The organism is Gordonia sp. GN26 (assembly GCF_054823965.1).
In genome coordinates, this window is record NZ_JSYC01000179.1 from 10,745 (window position 1) to 35,629 (window position 24,885).

Below are 24,885 nucleotides of genomic sequence, written 5' to 3' on the forward strand. Positions count from 1 at the left end.
TGGACCGCACCCCGGCGACAGGGGTGACGGGTTGCGCGGGTATCCGCAGAGTCTCCGGTGGGGGTCTCCAATTCTGTTGCGCGCCAGGCTGATACGTCCACACCGTAGGCGCGGTCGTCACAAACCTTGCGTGTGAGCGCGGTGGGCGTCGCATATCGCGATCGGGTGCATCCGCAGATGGTGAATCAGTCGAACGAGCGAGCTTTTTCTGCTCGACGCCGACCTGGTGCGAAAAGAGGGTGCCCCTATTCTCGAGGCGAATGCGAATCGCCGGGGCGGCGCATTCCGCACCGCGCGGTGGAATCGCTCTCGAGTCGGGGGCCCGTTCCGGTTGACCATTGAGACGTCGACCAGGTCGGTGTCCTTCGAGCGGATGACAGGCTTATGCCCGAGTTTCGCATCAGTTCGCGGCGAATCCGAGAAAGTGAATTCGGGGAGGCCGTGAATTCCCTTCCCGTTGCCCACCTGATTGCCGGCGGGGCGATTCGAGGGCATTCACGGGCCGCCCATTCGATAGCCGGTGCCCCCGAGTTGTGGGGCTCCGACCCGTCCCATAGTCTCTTGGTATCCGCGCGGCGCTGAACGGTATTCGCGCAGCACACGCCGGTGTGACAGTCGTCATAAAAGGCGGTCGTACGCTCGGACGATGCCACCGGCGGCAGCGATCGGCGACGATGTCCCGGGGTCAGCGGCTGCTGGAGAAAACGGTGCCGACGGAATCCGATGTGCCGCGTGGATGCGGCCGGTTCTGGCGTACAGGTGACAGCAGTCGGACGTGACGAGGACGGCGCATGGTGAGTGGTGAGGCAGGGCGTTGAATTCCACCGTGTCGAATTCCGGCAAGTCGAATCCGCCGGCGGAGAATCCGATGTCGGCGGGAGTTCATCCCGAAGAATCCGATCACGCCGTTTCTTTCTCGCGCCTTGCCTCCCCTTTCGGGAAATCGGGTCCCGCTGATTTGTTGTCGCGGATTCGTGAGTGCGGAAATTCGGTGGCGGGGACGCACCGTCGGTCGGGGGGATCAGACGGTCGGCACGCCACATGAGCTCGTGGTCCCACGGACCGGGTGAGCGCCTGGCGGGTCGACCATGAGTCACCCGATCCCGCCTCCCGGGACTCCCGCTGCCGGAACCGCTCGACGGTTCCGGCTCAACGCCGCGCAGCGCGCCCTGTGGTTCACGCAGCAGGCAGCGCCCGAGGTGCCGATCAACATCGCGCAATACGTCGAGATCGACGGGCCGATCGACGTCGAACTCTTCCTCCGGGTGACGAGCGAGGTGGTGCGTCGGGCCCAGTTCACGCAGATCCGTTTCGAGGACACCGACGACGGACTGGTGGGCGTCTACGATCCCTCGCTGCATTACTGGGCCGACGTCATCGATCTCCGGGATCGCCCCGACCCACACGCGGCCGCCGAGGCGATCATGCGCGAGGACTGCGCCCGGCCACTGGATCCGCGCGTCGACCGCACCGCGCGCGGCTGCCTGTTCCGGCTCGGGGACGAGAAGTTCTACGTCTACAACCGCGGGCATCACATGCTCTCCGACGGTGTGGGTGGCAAGGACCGCATGGTCGAGGCCCTCGCGGCGTACCACGCCGCGGTCACCGGGAACGCGCTCCCGCCCGCCAAACCGGTGGATCTCGATCTGCCCGCACGTGCCGACGACGAGTATCGCGCGTCGCGACGTTTCGAGACAGACCGTGCCCACTGGCGACAGGCCATGGCCGGGGTGGGAATCCCCGCGTCCCTAGCGCATCGGCGCGGAGAACCCGAAGCCGTCTCGCGGCGAGTCGTCGCACCGGTGGACACCGGCACGATGGACCTTCTCCGGCGCGCGGCCGAAGAGCGTTCGACGATCCTGCCGAACATCATCGTCGCCGCGTTCTCGGCCTACCTGGCCCGGGCCGCCGCAGACGGCGACGAGGTGATCTTCCAGTTCCCGGTCGCCGCCCGAACCACCGCGGCGCTCCGCTCGACCCCGATGCCGGTCGCCAACGTCGTTCCTCTGCGCACCGGCGTGGCGGGAGGGGCGTCGGTCACCGAGGCGCTGACCACCACGCAGACGGCGCTTCTCGGCGCGCTGCGACACCAGCGCTACCGCGGCGAGGACATCTGGGCCGACGTCGCCGCCGACGAGACCAGCGGGCGAGTGCGCCGGACCGCGGCACAGGAACGTTCGGGACCGATGCTCAATCTGATGCTCTTCCAACGGGAATTCCCCTGCGGCGAGGCGCGCGGCACCTTCCACGTCGTCACGGTCGGTCCGGCCGAGGACCTGTCGGTCAACATCTTCCCGGTCGCCGGCGAGCAGCGGGACTCGGTGCTCATGGTCGGGGTCGAGGCCAACCCGAACCGATACGACGACGCCGAGGTCGCCGAGCATCATCGACAGTTCCTCGCGATGCTGCGGACGTTCGCCGACGCGCTGCTACACGCTCCGGACACCCGCATCGACGATCTCCCGCTGGCGAATCCGGTTGCCGTGGTCAACGGCCCGGCCGTGACGTCCCGTCCGGAGACGGTCCCCGAGGCGCTCGCGTCAGCGGTTGCGCGCCATGCACATTCGCCGGTCATCGACGGGTCGCGTGTCCCTGAACTCTCGTTCGGAGCATTGCACCGGCGCGCCCTCGACCTCGCCGCGCGGCTCCGTACCGCCGGTGCGGTTCCCGGCACGACGGTGGCCGTTTCGCTGCCGCCGGGCGCAGACCTGCTCATCGCGTGGTGGGCGGTCGCGGTGAGCGGGGCGGCCATCCTGCTGCTCGACCCGCACACTCCAGGAGACGGCTTCTCGGACCTGATGGAGACCACGCGTCCGGTCCTCGTCATCGCCGGGCCCGAGGGCGCGGCCGCGTCGATTCCCGGTCCGCGTGTTCTGACCCTCGCCGAACTGGACCACCTGGAGGCGTCCGCGGTGCCGGCGCCCCGTCCCGCACCGGGTGACATCGCCTGCCGTCTCGCGATCACCGACAACGGCTCCGGCCCGGGTACACTCGCGGTGCCCCAGCGCGCGTTCGCCGCTCTGCTCGCGAATGGCGTGTTCGACGCTGCGGCAACCGATCTCGAGTACGGCCGTTTGTTCTTCGGTGCGCCCGCGGCGTCCTCGGCGGCCCATCTGGAGATCATCGCCGCGGCCGCGCACGGCCTCCGGCTCGTGGTGCCCGGCCCCGGCACCGCAGCCGTCACGCATGTGATCGCCACACCGGGAGATGTACCCGGACTCGGAGCGCAGGGGCCGATGACCTCGCTCCTGGTCGCCGGCGGGGACATCGCACCGGCGGCGCTGGTCCGTCTCGCCTTCGGTCGCGAGGTGTCCGCGCCGTACTGCCCGCGCGGTGCATTCGGCCCGGTGACGTCGAGCCGCCGGATCGGCCGCGACGCAGCCGTCGATCACCGACTGCCCAGTGGCGCTCCGCGTCCGGCCACCGGGATCGCGATCCTGGACAGGCTGCTACGGCCGGTCCCGGTGGGGGTCGCGGGTGACGTCTACGTCAGCGGGCCGCAGGTGGCGACGTCCATCGCCGGCGACCCGGTCCGTACCGCATCGGCCTTCGTGGCGTGTCCCTGGGAGCCGGGCGTCACCATGCTCCACACCGGGGATCGCGGCCACTTCGACCCGGGCACGGGCATGCTGGTCGTCGACCACCACGCCGAGGACGTCGTCACCCTCGACGGTGTCCGCATCGATCTCGCGGCGCTCGACCGCGCGGCGGGGCAGGTTCCCGGCGTCGGGTACGCGGTGTCGGTGGTGGCCGAGAACGCCCTCGACATCGGCATCGTGTGCGACGCCGCCGATCCGGACCGCTCACGGGTTCGGGCCGCGGTCCGCCGGCGCGTCGACGAGGAGGTGCCGGCCTCGACCCGGCCCCGCCGCGTCGTGATCCTCGACGAGCTGCCCACGGACGCAACCGGAAACCTCGACCGGCGGGCGGCGGCGCGGCGGATCGCCGCGACACCCGAGGTGGAGACCCGCCACCGGGCGCCGGCGACCCCCACCGAGGTGGCGGTTGCCGAAGCGGTGACCGAGATACTCGGGGTCGGGAATCCGTCGATGGACGATGAGCTCGTCCGATTGGGCGCCACCTCACTGGGATTCATGCAACTCGCGACCCACCTCGGGAGCACTCTGCGCGTGGTCGTCGACATGCGCGAGCTGGCGACGGTGACGACGCTCGCCGAACTCGCGTCGGTCATCGAGGCCGCCTCCCCGAGACGGATGACGTCCACCGACGGTGCCATCTCCTATCGCCCGACCCGCGCCCAGCAGGAGATCTGGCTGCTGAACCGGGCGGCCCCACGCGCGACCGTCTATCACCTGCCGGTGCGGCTCACACTCGCCGAGCAGATCACCGCCGACGCGGCCCGGTGGGCGTTGATCGACGCGGCCATCCGGCACGAGGCCTTGCGGACCGTCTACCCGGAGGTCGACGGGGAACCCGTCGCGCAGGTACGCGGCACGGCCGAATCAGCTGCTGCCGCACCGATCACCAGTGCCACCCTGGACACCGCGGGTGTCGATCTCGCGGTGTCCGCTCCGTTCGACCTGCGGACCGAGGTCCCGTGGCGGGCGGTGCTCGACGAGACTCGAGAGGCCGTCGAGCTGGTCCTCGTCGCCCACCACATCGCCGTCGACGAGTGGTCGTTGCACATCGTGCTGGAAGATTTCGCGCACGCGGTGCGCGCACGGGCAGCCGGCGCGGAGCCCGTCTGGGAGACCGAGCCGGTCGCCTTCAGCGCGGTCCTGGACGCGCGAGCCGCGGGTACCTCGACGACAACCGCTGCAGCGGAGGTCTTCTGGACCCGGTACCTGAGAGACGCGCCCGAGCGTATCGCCCTGCCCGAACCCGCGGTGAGCGATCCGGCGGGCCCCGGGCTCACCGCCGGGCCGGCGGTCCACGAGAGTCGACGGATCGACCGGGCGGCCACGGAAGCCGTGTCCGCGCAGGCTCGTGAGTCCGGTACCACCGTCAACACGCTGCTGTGCGTGGCGCTCTCGGCGGTGCTCGCCGAGTACACCGACTCCGACGACGTCGTGATGTCGATGCCGGTGTCGGGCCGCTTCACCAGCGAGGAACTCCGCCCGGTCGGCATGTTCGTCGAGACGGTGCCGGTGCGCGTGACCGGTGTCCGCGAGGCGGCTGTCGCCGACGCACTCACGGTCGCCGGGAGAGACCTCGGCACCGCTGTCTCGCTGGCGGACTCCGGTCCGACCGGGTTGTCGGACGTCATCTTCGCCTACCACGCGTCGGCGCCCGATCTCATCGCGTCGACGGTGTTCGCCGGCGGCGAGACGCTGCGGACCCCCGACGCGCGAACCGCGTTGGAATTCACCGTGATCGACGACGGGAACGGGTTGTCGGTCACCTTGACGGTCGCCGAGCGGCGTGTGGACGTGGTGGCGGCCCGTCGAATCCTCGACCGGTTCGTCGAGGCCGTGGCCGCCCTGGGGTACGCGGCGCCGGAACAGACCGTCGCCGACTGCCTGTCGCCGGGAACGGTCACCGAACCGGGCACTCGCCGGACCGACTGCATCGATCCCATACCGGCGCTGCTGGAGCACGCCGACGCGCATCCCGAGGCGCCGGCGGTCCACGACGGCGACAAGACACTCGACTACCGAACCCTCGTCGACCGGGCCCGCGCACTCGCCACGCGTCTGGAGGCCTCCGGCGTGCGTCCCGGCGACCGCGTGGCCCTGCTCATGGATCGTCGCGCCGACACCGTGGTCGCGATCGTCGCGACCCTCCTGGCCGACGCGGTCTACGTCCCGATCGACCCGGACCTCCCGCCGGCGCGTATCGATCTGATCATGGCAGGGACCGCCCCGGCCGCGATCGTCGACAGCCGGCTCGAGGTGTCGGACGGTCCCGGTCGTCAGCGCGCACAGCCGATCCCGGGTGCCGCCTACGTCATCCACACTTCCGGTTCCACCGGGATGCCGAAGGCCGTGGTGGTGACCCGGCAGAACCTGGCCGCGCTGATGGGGGCGGGACTCGACGTCATCGACGCCTCCCCGCGAGACGTCTGGGCCTGGGTGCACTCGTATGCCTTCGACTTCTCGGTGTGGGAGATCCTCGGCGCGTTCGCCTCTGGCGGCAGCGTCGTCGTGGTGGACCGGCCGACGGTCCGGGACCCGCGGGCACTCGCCGAGACGATCGAACGGTACGGGATCACGATCCTCTCGCAGACCCCGACCGCATTCAGCGGGATCGTCGATCTCACAGGTACTCCCGTGCCACCGGCACTTCCGTCCCTGCGGGCCGTCGTCTTCGGGGGTGAGACCCTCGCGCCGAACACGTTGCGCGCGTGGGCTACCGACCACCGCGGCACCCGACTGGTCAACATGTACGGAATCACCGAGACGACTGTCGTCCTGACGGCGGCCGAGGTCGGCCCGAATGACGAACGCAGCATCGTCGGCACCCCGTTCGACGGCGTCGGGTGGATGGTCCTGGACCGGCGCCTACGACCGGTGCCGACCGGTGCGGCCGGCGAGCTGTACCTCGTCGGAGAACAGGTCGCACTCGGCTACCTCAACGCTCCCGGCCTCACCGCGACGCGGTTCGTCGCCGACCCCTCGGGGAGCGGCCGGCGGATGTACCGCACCGGCGACCGCGTCCGCGAGGTCGCACCCGGCCGCCTGGCCTACCTCGGTCGCAACGACGACCAGGTCCAGATCCGCGGTCACCGGGTCGAACTCGGCGAGATCGTCTCGACCCTGCGTGCCGTTCCCGGCGTGGGCGACGCACGCGTCCTGGTACGACCGGGTCGCCGGGCCGGCGATGAACAGTTGCTGGCCTTCGTGACCGAGGACGGCCTCGCCGACTTCGACGTCCTCGACGACCTCGACGAGGCGACGATCCTGGCCGCCTGCGCCGCCCGTCTACCGGGGCACGCCATGCCGGCCCGCGTCGTGATCGTCGACGGTTGGCCGATGACCCGGACCGGAAAGATCGACCGCGACAAACTCTTCGCGACCATCACCGACACCGCCCCACCGGTCGGACGGGTCCTCGGTCCGGTCGAGGAGACCGTGGCGTCGGCGATCCGCGCGGTCGTCGGAGAAGACGCCGGTCATCTCGGCGCCGACACGAACTTCTTCGCAGCCGGAGGCACCTCGCTCTCGGCGGCACGCCTGGCCGCCACCCTCGCCGGGATGGGTTACCGGGTGGAGGTGGCCGACGTCTTCGAGAATCCGACCGTCGCCGAACTGGCGGCGCGGATCGCCGCTCCGCGAACCCCGCCCCTTCCGTCGCGGGCGCCCCTCCTCGCCGACGACATCGAGATCCCCGCCGATCTGCCGCTCACACCGGAACAGATGGACGTGTGGTTGCGGTGGCGGACCGAGCCCGAGTTCACCGGTTACCTCCTGCCGGTGGCCCTGCCGATCGACGCGCGCCCCGTCGATGTGCGACGCGCCCTGACCGCGATCGTGACCCGACACGATGCTCTGAGCACCGGATTCCCCCTGCGAGACGGGGTTCCGGTGCAACATCGATGGGACGACGCCGACGTCCTCGACCACCTGGAACGGGAACTCGGTATCGGAACCGACCTGACACCGGACGTGACTTCCGTCCTCGCCTCGATGGCCACGCCGATCGACCTCGCCGCCTCGCTTCCGTGGCGAGTCCGGATCGTCGAGATCGGTGGCACCACCTGGCTTCTCGGGGTGATCCACCACATCGCCGCCGACGGGGAATCCTTCGCGATCCTGGCCGGTGAACTCGACACGGCCCTCGCCGGTGCGCCGCTGTCCACGAGCGGAACCGACTATCGGCGGTACTCCATGTGGCGCGCCGAGACGCTCGATGCGAGGCGCGCGGAACTCACCGCGTTCTGGCGGGACGCGTTCACCCGACCGGTCGAGCAGCTGCGCCTACCCGAGATGAACCTGCAGGCGAATTCCGTTGCCCCGGCGGGGGAGACGATCGTGCACCGCGCGCAGGGCCGCCTGGATGCGGCCGTCACCGCATCGCTCGACGCACTGACCGTGGCGCGGTCGACGACCCCGTTCATCGCCACCCACACCGCGCTGGCCGCGGTCCTGGCGAGGCAGTCGGGTGCCGCGGTGGTGACCGTCGGCACCGCGCTGTCCGGCCGCCTCGACCCGGGACTCGTCGCCGTGCCCGGCTTGTTCGCGCGTGCGGTGCCGCTGCACACCCCGATCGACCCGGAACTCTCCTTCGACGACCTGCTGGCCCGGGTGACCTCGGTGGACCTGGGCGCCTTCGCCCACGCCGATCTGCCCCTCACCGAGATCGCCGAGATCGCCGACCCCGGTCGCGCCGGCGCCGGAACCCCGCTGTTCGAGGTGTCCTTCGGCGCGGTGCCGGATGCGATCGTCGAATGGGCGGAAGCCGAGTTCCCGTCCGGTGCGTCCGGTGACGCGGCGTCGGGCGTCCTGGGGACACCGCTGTTCGGCATCGACGTCTCGATGTACCGGCACGACGGGGCACTGCACGTGACGATGTCGTGCACCGAGGCGGTCGCCACCGCGGGCCGCCTGAAAGCGTTGTGCGACCTCGTCGTCGACACCCTGCGACGCGGCGTGTTGGCCCCCGACGAGCCGGTTCTCACCCTGATGAGCCCGGCGGACGAAGAGGCGATCAACCCGGAGTTCGGACCGGAGACCTTCGACGCGCTGTTCACCTCGAACGACGCCGCAACCTCGTCTGATGTTGCGATCGTCGATTCTCGCCACCGCGTACCGGGATTCGGCACCGAGATCTCCGCTCACGACGTAGATCGACTGTCGACCCATCTGGCGCGCGTACTGATCGCACGGGGTGTCGGTGCGGGCGACGTCGTCGTCGAACTGCTCCCGAGGTCGGTGTTCGGGGTGATCGCGACCGCCGCGATCGCCCGCGCGGGTGCGGCTTTCGTCAACATCGACCCCGCCGACCCGGCCGAGCGCCGGAACCTCATCCTCGACCGATGCCGACCGGCGCTGGTGCTCTCTCTCGCCGACACCGGCACGGCTGGCATCGGCACCGGGGGAATCGGCACAGGGGGAATCGGCACAGGGGGAACCGATGTCGAGGTTCTTGCTCTCGACGAGGTGTTCGCCGAACTGCCCGCGGTGGTACCGCCCTTCGACGACGCGGAACGAGTACGGGCGGTGACGCATGACGACGTCGCCTACATCACCTTCACCTCCGGGACGACCGGCGTGCCGAAGGGCGTCTCGGTCACCCATCGTGGTCTCTCCGGGTGGGCCCGCGACACCGCCCGGCGCCTGGACCTGACGTCCGGCGACCGCGTCCTGCACACGTACGCAACCGGTTTCGACGCCCACCTGATGGGTGTTCTGCCGCCGCGGATCGCCGGCGCGACGCTGATCATGTGCCCGCCCGATGTCATCGCGGCCGACGATCTCGCCCACCTCGTCGCAGACGCCGGAGTGACCGTTCTGCTCACCACCCCCTCGGTGCTGGCCACCCTGCGACCCGAGGACCTGCCGCACGTCCGGCACGTCGCCGTGGGCGGCGAACCGCTCGGCGCGGGTCTCGTCCGCGATTGGACGCGCACCGCGACGCTCAGCAACGAGTACGGCCCGACCGAGGCGACCGTCGCAGTCAGCAGTGCGCGCTATACCGGTCCCATCAGAGGTGCGGTGCACATCGGGCGTCCGCTCGACGGTGTGACCATGCACGTGATCGATGCGAGGCTGCGTCCTGTTCCGGACCACACCGTGGGGGAGCTCTATCTCTCCGGGAACTGTCTGGCGCGTGGATATCTCGGTGACCCGCGTACGACCGCGACGGCCTTCGTCGCCGGTCCGCACGGCGAGCGCATGTACCGCACCGGGGATCTGGTCCACCGGCGCGGCGACGCCACCTTCGTGATCCACGGCCGGACCGATGACCAGGTGAAGATCCGCGGTGTGCGCCTCGAACCCGGCGAGATCGATGCGGCTCTGTCCCGGCTGCCCGGCATCGCCACCTCCGTCACCGCGGCCCGCACCACCGCGGCGGGTGAGAAGGTCCTGGTCTCCTGGGTGGTCGGTGAGCCCGGTGTCGAGGTCCGCACCGACGACCTTGCACCACAACTGGCACATGTGCTGCCGCGCACCATGATCCCCGGTGCGTTCGTCGAGGTCGACGACCTGCCGATCGGACGCAACGGCAAGATCGACGTGACCTCCCTGCCCGAACCGGACTTCGGCGCGACCGGAGTCCGTGGTCCGGCGACGACCGGTCGCGCCCCGGCGGGGGAGACGGAACTGCTCATCGCATCGGTGTGGGCGGAGGTGCTCGACCGCCCCGTCGAGAGCTTCGACGCCGATTCGGACTTCTTCGCCGACGGCGGCACCTCCCTGTCGGCGACACAGGTCACCTCGAGGCTCTCCGCGTCCACCGGCGCCGACATCGCGGCGCGTGTGCTGTTCGAGGCGCGGACGATGGCCGAACTCGCCCGCCGCGTCGACGACCTGGTCTCACCGACCTCCGGACCCGTCGCGGCCCCGCTGCCGGCGCCGGCGCGACTTCCCGTTCCCGATCCGTTGCCACTGGCATACCCGCAGCGGCGCATGTGGATTCACCATCACGTCGATCCGACATCCACCGCGTACCACGTTCCCGTGTTGATGCGGATCCGCGGTCGCGTCGACCTCGCCCGACTGCGCAAGGCCGTCGACGAGGTCGTGGGCGCGCACCCCGTGCTCCGCACGGTGTACCCGGATTCGCCGGCCGGGCCGATCCAGCGACGGATCGAACACCGAAGCCCCGTGCTGGCACACCATCTCGTGGAGGTCGGCGACGAGGACGTCGAGATCGCGGTCCGTCGGCAGGTGACGGAGTACCTGCGCACACCGTTCGACCTCGAGAACGAGCCCGGATTCCGCGCGGCCGTCTTTGAGGTGGAGACGTCTGACGACGCCATCGACGACACCGACCTCCACCTCGCGGCGGTCCTCCACCACATCACCATCGACGGCTGGTCCATCCGTGTGCTGCTCGCCGACCTGATGCGGGCCTACGAGGGTGAGCGACTGGCGGTGGCGGCCGACGAGGCGTTCACCTACGCCGACTTCACCCAGTGGCAGATCGCACGCCTCGGTGACGCCGCCGATGGCGACAGCCTTTTCGCGCACCAGATCCGTTACTGGACAGATACTCTCGCCGATGCGCCGGAACCGCTCCGGTTGCCCGGTCATCGCGACCCCGATGCCGCGGGCGTCACCGGTCGTATCGGTGCCTCCGTGCCGGCCCCCGCGATCCACCAGACCGCGAAGGCGCTGTCGGCCACGGTCTTCCAGGTCGCGCACGCAGCTCTCTCGGCGACTCTCGGCCAGCTGACCGGACAGTGGGATGTCCTGGTCGGCGTGCCGGTGCACGGGCGCTCGGCCCCCGAATGGGAGTCGGTCGTGGGCATGTTCGTCAACACGGTCGCGCTGCGCACCCGACTCCGGCCGGACACCCCGGTTCGCGAAGCGGTGGAACAGGTCCGCGACGTCGCACTCGCGGCGCTGGCGCACGGCGACGTCCCCTACGAGGATGTTGTGCAGGCGGTCCGGCCCGCGGCTCGGCACGGCGGCGATCCGCTGATCTCGGTGCTGCTCGTCAGCCAGGAGGTCGTGCCGCAGGCTTCCGGAGTGGTCCCACTGGCAGGCGCGGTGGCCTCGCTGGTCACCGAGGCGACGTCGACCGTCGACGCGAAGTACGACATCGAGGTGGTCCTCGCCGAGAGCGACGACGAACTGCATGTCACGCTGGTGCACTCCGGCCAGATCCCGGACGAGGTGGCTCGGCTGCTGCTCGACGACTACACCACCCTGCTGCGCGGTGTGGGCGACGTCGGGCAGCCGTTCCCGGTCGTGGCCTCGACCGTGGGCGCACCCGAGATCCCCACGCGCGATTCCGGCGAATCCTCCTCGTATGAGCGTGAACCCGCCGATCCGGAGCTCGTCGCGCAGGTCCGCACGATCATGGCCGAGGTGCTCGATGTCCCGGTGGGCGCGATTCCGGAATCCGCCGACTTCTTCGATCTCGGCGGCACCTCGCTGTCGGCCACCAGGGTGACCTCGGCCCTGGGCCGCCACCTCGGTGTCCGGGTGCCGACGCGGGTGCTGTTCGAGCACCCGACACCTGCCGGCCTCGCCGTCGCGGTTCCCGCGCCGGCCGTCGACGCCGTGCAAGACCTCGCCGATTCTCGTGCGGTCGACGATCCGGACGACCGGGTCACGGAGATCCCACTCGCACCGACGCAACGCCGCATGTGGGTGGGCGCGCAGATGTTGGGCCAGGTCCCGATCTACTCGGTTCCCGTCGTCGTCGGTGTCCCGCCCGGGCTCACGACGGCCGAGGTGATCGCCGCACTGGACGCCCTCGTCGACCGGCACACCGCGCTGCGCACGCGCTACCTGGCCACGCCCGACGGTCCGCGGCAGCGAGTCGTCGACGGATGGCGGCCGCCGGTACGGCATCTCGACTCGACCGCGCTCACCGGCACGGCCGTCGCAGACGAGTTCTCCACACCCTTCGATCTCGCCGGCGAACCGCCCGTGCGGGTCTGGCTGTTGACGGAGAACGGCGTCGACACCGCCCCGGTCGCGGTGGTCCTCGTCGCCCACCACATCGCGATGGACGGCGAATCCGCAGCCATCGTCGAACGGGAACTCGCCGCGCTCCTGGCCGGCGAGTCCCTGGACCGGGAATCGGTCGGCTTCGACGTTCTCGCGCGCCGGATGGTCGCCGAGGAGCAGAGCTCACGCGCCGAACTGCACGACTACTGGCGGCAGGCCCTCGATGGTTACAGCGGTGAACTCGACCTCGCCGACCACCGTCCGCCCGGCCGCGATCTCCGTACCTCGGCGATCGAGTTCCCGATCGACGAGGCTGTCGCCCGGTCCATCTCGACGGCCGCGCGACGCGCGCAGGCCAGCGACTTCCATCTCCTGCACGCCGCGACCGCACTGGCCCTCGCGGCGCAGACCGGCGTCGACGACATCGCCGTCGCGACCCCGGCCTCCATGCGCCGCGACGCGGACAGTGCGGGCACGGTCGGCATGCTGATCTCGACGGTGGTCCTGCGTACGCGGCTGACCGCCGGGATGACAGTCGGCGGCCTCATCGAGACCGTCCGCGACACGGACCTCGCCGCTCTCGACCACGCGGCCATCGCCTTCGACGACGTCGTCGCACTCGTCGATCCGCCGCGTATCCCCGGACGCCACCCGCTCGTCCAGGTCGCCTTCTCGGTGGTCGACTCCACCGGCGGAGCGCCGTATCCCGTCACCGCCGACGCACCGCGTACCGCGATGGGTTCGCACAGCGAGTTCGACGTGCACATCGTCGCGGTCCGGTCTGAGGGCAACTGGCGGTTGCAACTCCATCACGCGCAGGATCTGTTCGACGAGAGCGTGATCCGCGGACTGGGTGAGCGGCTGGTCGCGGCCGTCGCCGCGGTGACCGACGACCCCGCACGTCGGATCGCCGCCGTCGAACCCCTCACCGCGGCCGAACGCGAATTCCTCACCGGCCGTGCACATGCCGCCGCGCCGACCGGGACCGAACCACTGCTCGCCGATCTGTTCACCGGGACGGTGGCCACGCACGGCGACCGTCCGGCGATCACCGACGGCACGCGATCCCTCACCTACCGCGAACTCGACGCCTGGGTGTCGGAGACGGCGCGTGCCCTTCGTGATCTCGGCCTCGACGCGGGCGACGCGGCTGCGGTGGTCGTCCCGCGCTCCATCGAGTCGGTGGTCGCCATCTGGGCGGTGAGCCGCATCGGCGGGGTGTGCGTCCCCGTCGACGTCACCTACCCGGCGGCGCGTATCGAGCACGTCGTCGCCGGAGCACGGGCGACGGCCATCGGCCCGGAGGACATCCCCATGCAACCGGCGGAACCCGTTGCCTCGGAACCGGTCGCGCGTGTCTCACCGGACTCCCTGGCGTATGTCATCACGACCTCGGGCACCACCGGCACTCCCAACATCGTCGGCGTCACCCATCGCGGCGTGCATCGTGTCGCCGGGCTCGGCGACGTGGAATCCGGCGACCGGGTGGGAATGGCGATCAGCCCCGGCTTCGACGCGACGTTCCACGACATGCTGCTGCCGCTGGCCTCGGGGGCCACGCTCGTCGTCGTGCCGCCCGAGGTCGTCGGGGGACGTGAACTCGCCGACTTCCTCGACCGCGCCCGGGTCAGCGTGTTCACCGCGACCCCGTCGGTGATGCGGACCATGCAGCCGGAATCCATCACCTCGTTGCGGCTGGTCTACATCGGCGGCGAGGCGCTGCCGGCCGACCTCGCGTCGGCATGGTCCGATCAGGCGCAGGTCCGCAACATCTACGGCCCCACCGAGACGACGGTGACGGTGTCCACCAGCGCCTACCGTCCGGGCGAGCCCGTGCGGCTGGGGCATCCGCGGCCCGGGATCGGGACCGAGGTTCTCGACACCCGACTGCGGCATGTGCCGCCCGGCGTGGTGGGCGAACTCTACGTCAGCGGAACCGGCGTCGCCCGTGGCTATCTCGGCGACCGGTCACTGACCGCCGCGACCTTCGTGGCCGGGAGCGACGGGCGTCGACGCTACCGGACGGGCGACCTCGTGCGATGGGATCGCGAGACCGGCGAACTGATCTACGTGGGCCGCGCGGACCGCCAGATGAAGATCCGCGGCCAACGCGTCGAACCCGCCGAGATCGACGCCGTCCTCCTGCGCGCCGGGGCCGATCGGTCGGTGACCGTGCTGCGGCCCGGTCCGGCTGGACCGGCACTCGTCTCCTACGTGGTCTCACCGGTGCCCGTGGACCGCCTGACCGACGTCTGCCGCGCCCTGCTGCCGCGACACATGGTGCCCGCCCGAATCGTCGAACTGGCCGAACTGCCGCTGAGTGGCGCGGGCAAGATCGACCAGCGACGCCTCCCCGAGCCGACCTGGTCGGAATCGACCCGCGAACCCGAGACGCGTACGGAAACAACTGTCCGCGACGCATTCCGTACGGTCCTCGGCGAACACGGCGTCGGCATGGACGACGACTTCTTCGCCCTGGGCGGCAACTCCCTGGCCCTGGTACAGCTGCGCGACGAACTCACCCGACGCACCTCCGTCACCGTGGACGTCGCAGACCTCTTCACCCATCGCACGCCGGCCGAGGTGGCCCGCGTCGTCGACGCCACGTCCGCCGGGGCGGGCACCGGTGTCGACCACCGCGTCGTACCGCTCTCGCGCACGGGTGGCACCGGACCCGGCGCTCCGGAGCCCGGGGCCCCGAAGATCTGGTGCGTGCACACCGCCACCGGGATCGTCGAACCGTTCCGGGCGTTCGGCGCGTCGCTGAATTCGACTGTCGCATACGGTCTTCAGCTGCCCGAACTCGTCGTCGCCGACCGTGACCTGCCCGCAAGCCTCCCCGAGATCGCGGCCCTGCACGTCGCGGCGGTTCGCCGCCGCCAGCCGTCCGGCCCGTACCGCCTCGTCGGCTGGTCGCTCGGTGGTGTCATCGCGCACGAGATGAGCCGACAACTCATCGCGGCCGGCGAGCAGGTCGACGTGCTGATGGTGCTCGACTCGCGGCCGCCCGGCGACCTGCACGAGGGGGCCGCCGCGGAACTGCTCGGCGCGGATCATCCGCTCCGAGCCGCGGCCGAGCGACACGACCCGCAGGCGTTACGGCGGTTCGAGGATCGTTCCCGGGTCCTCGCCGCCGCGGTGCGGTCCTATGAGTTGGGCCCGGTGCCCGTGGGTAAGGTCATCTACGTTGCCGCCGAGGACAATCCGGACATCGAGAGCTGGGCACGGGCCGTCCGGCCCGATGCCGGAACACAGACTCCGGCGGTCGAAGTGATCCCTGCCGGAGTGGCACACGCGCAATTGGGCGACCCCGACGTGATGCGTCGGCTGGCCAGGAGAATCGAGGAGGAATGGTGACCGGATCCGACCCGGACGCGGGATCGACGGGACTGTCGATCCTGTTCGTCTGCACCGGCAACATCTGCCGCTCGCCGATCGGCGAACGCGTGCTGACCGGGCTGGCCGACCGCATGCGGACCGACGGGACCGATCTCGCCGTCACCTCGAGCAGTGCCGGCACCGGCGCGCTCAACGGTCAGCCGATCCACCCGCACTCCGCCGCGGTTCTCGCCGAACACGGCTACGACGCAGCGGGTTTCGAGTCCCGATACCTGCGTCCGCCCATGCTGACGCAGGCCGACATCGTGTTGTGCATGAGTCGCGAGCACCGTGCGGCCGCCCAACAGATGGCGCCTGCTCGCTGGAAGCGCGTGTTCACCCTCACCGAGTTCGTCTCCCTCGCGGAGACCGGTACCCCGGCGGAGAACGGCACCCTCGCCGCGATCATGGGCGGGCGGGGACGCATCGATCCCAACTCGTCGCTCCTCGACATCGTCGACCCGATGGGTCGTCCGCGTGAGGACTTCGACCGCGTGTTCGGCGAGATCGAGCCGAAGGTCGAGACCGTGGCCGGGTGGCTGGCGGCACAACACCTCACCGAGACGACAGGGGAGACCCGATGATCCGCCGCATCGCCGGAAACCGGGTGGTCCAGATTTTCGCCCTGATCGTGGTGCTCGTCGCCGCGGTCGTCGCCTGGCTCGCGTACTCGGCACTGAAGGTGAAGGGCGATCTCGAGTCGGTCCGATCCGACGCCTCGCAGGCCCGGACCCTGATGCTCGACGGCGATCAGGCCGGCGCCTCGCAGGCCGCCGCTGCGGCCGCCGACAGCGCTCGGGCCGCCTCCGACCGGTCCCACGGCATCGTATGGTCGGCGGTGGCCGCGATCCCGGGGATCGGATCGCCGTTGAAGTCGGTGCAGCAGATGAGCGACGCCGTCGAGGCGCTGTCCGCCGACGTGCTCCTCCCGGCCGCGGACCTCGCCGGCGTACTGAACCCGGATCAGCTCCGGACCGGGAACACGGTGAATCTCAAGCTGTTACGTGAGGCGCAGCCCGACCTCGCCAAGGTAGCCGAACGCTCCACCGAGGTGGCCGACGAGGTCGCGTCGATCAACCCGAGTTGGCTCGGCGTCGTCGCCGATGCGAGAACCCAGCTCGCCGAGCAGGTGGACGCGGCCGAGTCCACCTTGGTCGCCACCGACATCGCCGCCCAGCTCATCCCGCCGATGCTGGGCTCCTCGGGGCCGCGCAACTACTTCATGGCCTTCCAGACACCATCGGAGTCCCGCGGTACCGGCGGACTCGTCGGCGGTTTCGGGTTGCTCAACGCGACCGGCGGACGGGTGACGGTTCCCGAACTGGGTGCCAACTCGGAGTTCCGCGACCCGGCGACACCGAAGATCAACCTGGGCCCCGAGTACGACGCGATCTACTCGTATTACAAGCCCTACACCGACTTCCGGAACGGAAACCTCAGCGCACACTTCCCCGATGCGGCGAAGATCTGGCTGGCCAACTGGCGGGCCCAGACCGGCCAGAAGCTCGACGGCGCCATCGCCCTCGACCCGATCGCACTGAAGTACATCCTCGAGGTCGTCGGACCGGTGACGTTGCCCGGCGGGGAGAGGATCACCGCCGACAACGTCGTACCCATCACGCTGTCGACCTCGTACCAGCGGTTCGCCGACGACAACGAGGCCCGAAAGGCGTACCTGCAGTCCATCTCCCAGGCGGTGGTCAAGAAACTGATCGCCTCGGGTGGGAGCACCCGCGATCTGCTCGAGGCGCTCGGACGCGGCGTCCACGAGCGTCGGATCATGGTCTACAGCACGACACCGGACGAACAGGAGACCCTTGAGACCACGAAGCTCGGGCATCAGATCTCCGACACCGACTCGCCGTATCTGCAGGTGGCGATCGGCAATGCGTCGGGCAGCAAGCTCGACTACTACCTGCGTCGCGAGATCGACTACACCTCAGGCGATTGCAGCGGCGACACCCGCGAGAGCACGATCACGGTCACGCTGACCAACACCCTCGACGAGACCACCGGGCTCACCGACTACGTCGCCGGCGGCCTCGGCACCGAACTGGCAGTGGACAAGGGCACGAACCTCGCCAACGTGGAGTTCCTCGCCACCAAGGGGGCGGTCCTCAAGCAGATGACCCTCGGCGACGCCGGCGCCTTCTACGTCGAACAGACCCTGCACGGGCGGCCGTACTACTCGACCCGGGTCGGTATCGCACCGGGACAGAGCGCCACGATCACGCTGAAGATCGACGAGCCGACCGCGGCGGCGGGCGAGGCCGAGGTCCCGGTGCAGCCGCTGGTCGACGACCCGGCCGTCACCGTCGACGTGCCCGCGTGCGGGCCGCGGGAGTGACCGTGCCCGCGTGCGGGCCGCGTCAGTAGTAGTACGGGAAGTCGTCCCAGCGCGGATCGCGCTTCTCCAGGAACGCATCCCGGCCCTCGACGGCCTCGTCGGTCATGTACGCCAGGCGGGTCGCCTCACCGGCGAACACCTGCTGACCCATGAGGCCGTCGTCGGTGAGGTTGAAGGCGAACTTCAGCATGCGCTGCGCGGTGGGCGATTTACCGTTGATCTTGCGGGCCCACTCGATGGCGGTGTTCTCGAGCTCGGCGTGCGGGGCGACGCGGTTGACCGCGCCCATGCGGTGCATGGTCTCCGCGTCGTAGGCCTCGCCGAGGAAGAAGATCTCGCGGGCGAACTTCTGGCCGACCTGCTTGGCGAGGTAGGCGCTGCCGTAGCCGGCGTCGAAGGAGCCCACGTCGGCGTCGGTCTGCTTGAACCGGGCGTGCTCGGCGGAGGCCAGGGTCAGGTCGCACACCACGTGCAGTGAGTGGCCGCCGCCGGCCGCCCATCCGTTGACCACCGCGATGACCACCTTGGGCATGGTGCGGATGAGTCGCTGGACCTCGAGGATGTGGAGTCGTCCGCCCTCGGCCTTGACCCGGGCCTCGTCGACGGAGTCGGCGCCCGCGGCCACGACGTCGGTGTCGTGGCTGGTCGCGTACTGGTACCCGGAACGGCCGCGGATGCGCTGGTCGCCGCCACTGCAGAAGGCCCACCCGCCGTCCTTGGGGCTCGGGCCGTTGCCGGTCAGGAGGATCGTGCCGACATCGGGGGAGCGGCGGGCGTGGTCGAGCACCCGGTAGAGCTCGTCGACGGTGTGCGGGCGGAAAGCGTTGCGGACCTCCGGCCGGTCGAAGGCCACCCGCACGATCCCGTTCTCGCGACCCTCACCCGCGTGACGGTGGTAGGTGATGTCGGTGAGATCGGTGAACCCGGGCACCGGGGTCCACTGGGCCGGATCGAACGGCTGGTCGGCGGTCTTGGTGTCGTCGGTCGCGCTCATGCGCTCAGAGTAGTGATCGCAGACGGCCGGGTTCACGGCGGTCTGACGGGTGCGCGGGCATCCGAAGTGGATCAAAGGTCCTGATGAGTTCGCTTTCCGCGCGAACCGTATACGATGCGGGGTTTTAAGCAGATTCCCAGTTCGCAGTGCTTACATGTACCCATGGACACCTGGGGGTGGATTGTCGTCGGAGTAGCGGGCTGGTGCGTACTCGCCGCGGTGGTCGCGGTGATCGTGGGGCGGGCGGTACGGCTTCGAGACGAGAAGGAGCGCGGGCCGCGTGGTGTCCCCGACTTCGTCCCCGGTACGTCACAGGGGTTCGTGCGCCACGGTGTGTGCGTCGACCTCGACTCGCACCGTCGTTCCGACCGGCACCGTCCGGGTGGCGAGGGGGAGCACCAGTCCGGCTCGTGAATCGGTCTTCTTATACGGTTGACCGGTGAGTGAAGCGAACGACCGTGCTGTAGAGATCGTCGAGGAAGACCCGCACGAGGGTGGTTTCCGGCCCCATGCGGCCATCACCACCGAGCGCGGTGGCCCGCGGTACGGCGAGTTCAGCGAACAGGTCCGTCTGCTGATGGACAATGCGCGCTACGCCTGCCCCGACGACGAGCTCGTCGACGAACTCATCGAGCACCTCACCGCCGTCAACGAGCGACTCGCCAAGGTTCGCATCGACGAATGGCATTCGCCTGCCGGCACCCGCGTCGACCTGCCGTCCCGCGGCAACATCACCCTCCCGCCCTACGAGGTCGTCGAGGCCTCCGAGGACGGAGTCGTCGCCGAACTGGTCTTCCGCGACTTCCATCTCGGCGGTAACGCCGCTGCGCACGGCGGGCATGTCGCTGTTGCCTTCGACGACCTCGGTGGTTACGCCTCGGCCGTGGCGATCCAGCACGTCAGCCGCACCGCCTACCTGAACGTGCAGTACCGCTCGATCACCCCCCTGAACACGAAGCTGCGCGTGCGCGCCTGGGCGGACAGGATCGAGGGCCGCAAGGTCTTCATCAAGGGCACCATGCATGACGGTGATCGGTTGTGCGCCGAGATGGACGCGCTGTTCATCAAGCTCAAGCCCGGCCAGGCCTAGCCAGGTCTTGCACCGGCCCGTCAGCCGGGGAGCCGACGGCTGCGCACCGTCGGCGACGCCGACCGCGACACACGCAGTGCGATGGTGACGGCCTCGTCGTCGGCGACCGGACACAGCTCATGCATCTCACGACGCAGACCGACGAGAACGTCCCCGTGGTTGCTCGACAGCGAGCGAGCCGTCGCGTCGTCGAGGGCGTAGAGGAACGCGGGGGTCATGGGGTGAACTGCGTAGCCGAGTTGTTCGGCAGCCGCCCACAGTTGCTCGACGACGAGGCCGGCCCGTAGGTAGTCCGACGATGTCCGTCCCCGCTGGACCAGGAGCAGGATTCCCGACGCTGAGGTGACCCGTGCCGCCGCGTCGGCGCCCAGTGCGGCACCACCGCCCCACTCGTCGAGCAGCGACATCACGTCGGCGCGGCGGAGCACGTCGAGCATCCCGGCCATGGCCGGCGGCAGGTCGAGGGAGGCGATGGCGATCCCGGCGCCGTCCGTGGGGTCGGCGGTGAGTTCGGCGAACATCTCGCGGTGCAGCTCCGGGGTCAGGAAGCGCACCCGGTCGGAGCGATCGGCGATCGATGCGAAGGCCGTGATCCGCGCGCGGTCGGCGAGCGGTACGAGCCGGGTGACGTCGGTGTCGGCCACGTCGGCGAGACGGATCAGGTCGGCGTCGTCCAACGGTGAACCGTCTCCGGGTCCACGCCGGGTGCTCCGGGCCAGCAGAGAGCGGAGTTCGCGCTCGTGCTCGGGGGCGTGCACGCCCGCACCGAGGCCCTTGAGCCGCACCCGTCCGAGGATCGTCCGATCGTCCGCGACGACCTCGATGTCGTCGAGTACGCCGCGACTCGCCGCGGCGACCCGGGCGTTGTGCAGGGCGGCACCCACCGCAACCGCGGAGGCCCGGTGCTCGATGTCGAGCGTCGACGTGCGGCACCGGTCCAGGGCGATGGTCACGGAGTCGTCGTCGGCGATGATCTGCCACGGCTGCTGGTTGCCCGCCGACGGGGCCCGGCTCGCTGCGTACGTGATCAATTCGAGGTCGGACATCTCCTCGACCGGGAGCTCGCGGTCTGCCGACCCGTCGGCCGTGCCGACGTTGCCGAGAACACGGTCGACGGGATCGGTGAGGCCGTCGAGCCAGGTGTCGCGATCGAAGCGCACGCGACCCGACGGCAGCGGCCTGCCCTGGACGAGGCGGCGGACCGCGGCGGCGACCGTCGCGCCACCGAGGAGGACGTCGCCGGCCAGCTGGGGCCAGGCGGTGACCGAGTGACCGAGCTCGATCGCCGACGCGGCCATCGGTGCGGTCACCCTCGTCGGCTCGAGCACCTTGACGGCCAGCGGCGTCAGACGCGCGCGGTCCAGCCCCACGAGCTCCTCGACGTGGAGGTCGCCCGCGAGGCCGTGGAACAACGGACGATCCGGCTCGAGGTCGAAGCGCTCCACGTCCAGGGTCCCGCCGTCACTGGTCTCCATCAGCACCGGGATGCCCAGCTGCCGGCAACGGTGCCGGACCAGCACCTTCACGTCGAAGGAATCGCATTCCTCGACGACGAGATCGAGCCCGTCGAGGAATGCGTCGATGTTCGCCGCGGTGATGCCGTTCGAGAAGACCGAAGTCGTCAGATAGGGATCTATTTCGGAAAGCCGACGAGAAGCGACCACGGCTTTGTTGGTGTCTATATCCAGCAATGTTGCCGGAATTCGATTCATATTGGTGAGTTCGAGGTCGTCGAAATCGGCCAGGCGTAATTCGCCGGCCAATCCCTCGAGCGTCAGGGTGAGGGCGATGGCGTGACCCACGCTCAATCCCACGACACCGATGCGTAGTTTCGCCGCGGCATCGAGATCCGCGGCGGTCAGCTTATGTCGGTTGCGGTCCAGGCGAAGACGACGAAAAGACAGTGGACCGGGGATTTTCACCAGGGACTTTCGCCAGGGAAAGTATGCGAAACGGGGTTCTTCGGCCAGGAGTGCCGGGTCGACCGGTGGCAGGATCTCATCGAGTGCGCGGGTGGTCTGCACCGTCAGGTCGGTCACGTCGATCGAGTCGTCGTCGAACAGGGAATCGGGGACTTCGGACTCGGAGTACAGGACGGCGGTGGTGGCCGGCACGGAGGGCATACCTCATCGTGGCCTACTCGACCGGGCGTCGCCAACCGGGTCGACAGGTGCCGAATCCGGAAGGAAACGGCGCTCGTGAGCCTGCACAAAAACGCTCTTGTGGCAACATTACACGCGGGGTCAGGGGAGATCTTGCAATGAATTCCTCCATTTCGGAAGGCGAAATCCTGCGATGAAAACGATGAGAACCGCCGGTGAGGTGGTGCGAACGGGGGTTCTGCGTGGCACCGCCGAGGAAGCAGGGTCGGAGTACACGGTCGTCGCGGCCGCGCCCGGCCGCGAGGGCGCATTGTGGGATCGGTATCTGAACGGGGCCGCCGCCGCGTACGAACGGCACGGCTGTGCGGCCGCTCTCGACTACGACGAGGTCGCCTCGGGTGCGGGAACAGCCCTGTTCTTCGCGGTCCTCGACGACACCGACCAGGTCCGGGGTGGCCTGCGCGTCCAGCCGAGGTTCGGTGCGGCGGCCCAGTCGCATGCGCTGGTCGAGTGGGCCGGCCAGCCTGGTCAGGTGCAGCTGGTGAACGCGATCGAGTCGCGCCTCGCCGGTGGGATCGTCGAGGTCAAGACCGCTTGGGTGGATGAGCGTTCCCCGATCGCGAGATCGGTGGCCGGGCAGCTCTCGCGGCTGGGGCTGGTGATCATGGAGATGTCGGGGACCGACCACATGATGGCGACCGCGGCCGACCACGTGCTGCGGCGCTGGCAGTCCGGCGGCGGGCGCGTCGACGAATCCGTGCCGCCGACCCCGTTTCCCGACGAGCGGTACCGCACGCGCCTCATGTGGTGGGATCGTGCCCGCATCCGCGAACACACCACTCTCGAGACGTGGCGACAGATGCGAATGGAAGCCGATATCCTGCAGACATCGGGCGCGGCTCAGCTCCTGCCCGGACGCGTCTCCATCTCGACGAAGTCCGCGGGACGCTGGTAGAAGACCTCGTACAGGCTCGCCGACGGAGGTGATGCCGGGGGGTCCTCCGCGGCGTGGGCGCTCAGCGTGCCGTCGTTCCACACGATCGGGTCGATCGTGTCGATGACCGTGGTGTCGCGGCCGCTCTCCTTGGCCCGGTAGACGCATTCGTCGGCGCGGCCGAGCAGGTTGCCGATGACGTCGTCGGTCGAGTGGGCACTGCCGTCCCGCGAGGACACCAGCGGTGCGCAGACGCCCCCGACACTGACCGTCACCGGCGCGGTCGCGGCCACGGCGGCACGCAGACGCTCGGCACAGCGATAGAGCTCTTCCTGGTCACGGACGACGTGGAAGAGGAGGAACTCCTCGCCGCCGTAACGGCAGACCTCGGATCCGACCGGTGCGTGTTCGCGGATGGCGGCCGCGGCCGAGAGCAGCACGCCGTCGCCGGCGAGGTGCCCGTACTCGTCGTTGATCCGCTTGAAGTGGTCGACGTCGAGCAGCAGGATGCCGATCCATCCGGTCGAGGATCGCGCGGCCGACAGCAACTGGGACGCCCGGATGAGGAAGCCGCGACGGTTGAGCAGGCCGGTCAGCGGGTCGATCCCGCACAGGCGGGTCTGCTGGTCGAGAACGGCCTCCATCGATTTCCGGAGAGCCACGACGAGGAAGACCGGCACGACGATGACGCCGAACATCGCGCCGAAACCGATCAGGAAGGTGGGCACGGAGTTCGCGAGGATGGCCAGGACCAGCGCGGCGCAGGCGCTGGCGACCGCCAGGTGGGACAGGATGAGCCGCGGCGAGGCGGTGATCGCGCCGATCGCCGGGATGACCGCCACGATGGTCAGCACCAGGGCTGCGGTGAGGGGATCGGCGAGGATCAACGACGTGCCGCCGATGCCCGCGATACCGAATCCGCCGAGGGCCGCGAACTCCGGGTCGGTCAGCCGGCGACGGAGAGCGGTGAAGGCGAAGATCAGGGCGATGAACGACCAGATGGCCATCAGCACGATCATCTTGCCGGGCTTGATCGTGTGGGGAGCGAGCAGCGCGATGAGAGGCAGCGGCAGAACGCCACCGGTGCTGATCAGCGTTGCCATGGAGCGCGCGTCGTAGCGCCGCATCACATTCCTGATCAAGGCCATACGCCGGGACCGCTTTCCGTTGCTATGACCGCGCATGCGGTCACGGATACTCCGAACATGGGATTTACGAATACAAAATCGTAACCGGAACGAACGAGTCCTGAGTGGCGTCGCACCCAGGACTTGCCGCCACCTTAGCAGTCGTTTTGTAGCCTTTCTAATTGTTTGCCGAGATCTGCAGAAAGGGTGAGCGTCGGCGAACAGCGCGGTCGGATACCGAGACCCGGAATTCTACGGCCGGGCTGTCGGGCGTGCGCGCCGACGTGATTTCGACACCAGCAAGCCGTCGAATTCCTCCGCCCGAATTCGCGGTACTTCGAGCGCGACGCGGCGCGGGTCGGCGCTCGAACCGAGCGGTCTGCGAGTAG

Annotated in this window: 9 protein-coding genes; 6 read left to right on the forward strand and 3 right to left on the reverse strand. The window is 69.5% G+C overall.

What is annotated here, in order from left to right; translation table 11 throughout:
* The first annotated feature begins 1,088 nt into the window (after positions 1–1,088).
* Genes OK17_RS22630 through OK17_RS22640 form a run of 3 tightly spaced genes read left to right on the forward strand, consistent with a single transcriptional unit; the run spans position 1,089 to position 18,249 of the window.
* Positions 1,089–15,881, forward strand: a complete 14,793-nt coding sequence (locus tag OK17_RS22630; RefSeq protein WP_461418836.1) for an amino acid adenylation domain-containing protein — start codon at positions 1,089–1,091, stop codon at positions 15,879–15,881.
* A complete protein-coding gene (locus tag OK17_RS22635) occupies positions 15,875–16,486 on the forward strand; it encodes a low molecular weight protein-tyrosine-phosphatase (RefSeq protein ID WP_461418837.1) in 612 nt (203 codons plus the stop codon). Before OK17_RS22630 ends, OK17_RS22635 begins: the two co-directional genes overlap by 7 nt.
* Positions 16,483–18,249, forward strand: coding sequence for a DUF4012 domain-containing protein (locus OK17_RS22640; RefSeq protein WP_461418838.1), 1,767 nt, complete (start codon positions 16,483–16,485; stop codon positions 18,247–18,249). Before OK17_RS22635 ends, OK17_RS22640 begins: the two co-directional genes overlap by 4 nt.
* A 22-nt stretch (positions 18,250–18,271) precedes the next feature.
* Here the strand turns inward: OK17_RS22640 and OK17_RS22645 are convergent, their stop codons facing one another.
* Positions 18,272–19,243 carry a 1,4-dihydroxy-2-naphthoyl-CoA synthase gene (locus tag OK17_RS22645; RefSeq protein ID WP_040535167.1) on the reverse strand — a complete coding sequence of 324 codons (972 nt, stop codon included), beginning with the start codon at positions 19,241–19,243 and terminating at the stop codon, positions 18,272–18,274.
* A 162-nt stretch (positions 19,244–19,405) separates the two neighbouring features.
* Here OK17_RS22645 and OK17_RS22650 point away from each other — a divergent pair, with 162 nt between their 5' ends.
* Complete coding sequence (locus tag OK17_RS22650; protein ID WP_461418839.1) at positions 19,406–19,657, forward strand: hypothetical protein; 252 nt, start codon at positions 19,406–19,408, stop codon at positions 19,655–19,657.
* Positions 19,658–19,682: 25 nt separating this feature from the next.
* On the forward strand, positions 19,683–20,333 hold the full coding sequence (locus OK17_RS22655) for a PaaI family thioesterase (RefSeq protein ID WP_232718602.1): 651 nt from the start codon (positions 19,683–19,685) through the stop codon (positions 20,331–20,333).
* A 20-nt stretch (positions 20,334–20,353) separates the two neighbouring features.
* Here the strand turns inward: OK17_RS22655 and OK17_RS22660 are convergent, their stop codons facing one another.
* On the reverse strand, positions 20,354–22,456 hold the full coding sequence (locus tag OK17_RS22660; protein ID WP_461418840.1) for an Rv1355c family protein: 2,103 nt from the start codon (positions 22,454–22,456) through the stop codon (positions 20,354–20,356).
* A gap of 172 nt (positions 22,457–22,628) precedes the next feature.
* Between OK17_RS22660 and OK17_RS22665 the strand changes: the two genes are divergently transcribed.
* Positions 22,629–23,390, forward strand: a complete 762-nt coding sequence (locus tag OK17_RS22665; protein WP_461418841.1) for a hypothetical protein — start codon at positions 22,629–22,631, stop codon at positions 23,388–23,390.
* Here the strand turns inward: OK17_RS22665 and OK17_RS22670 are convergent.
* Positions 23,336–24,517, reverse strand: coding sequence for a GGDEF domain-containing protein (locus tag OK17_RS22670; protein WP_461418842.1), 1,182 nt, complete (start codon positions 24,515–24,517; stop codon positions 23,336–23,338). The genes OK17_RS22665 and OK17_RS22670 overlap by 55 nt on opposite strands.
* Between the last annotated feature and the right edge of the window lie 368 nt (positions 24,518–24,885).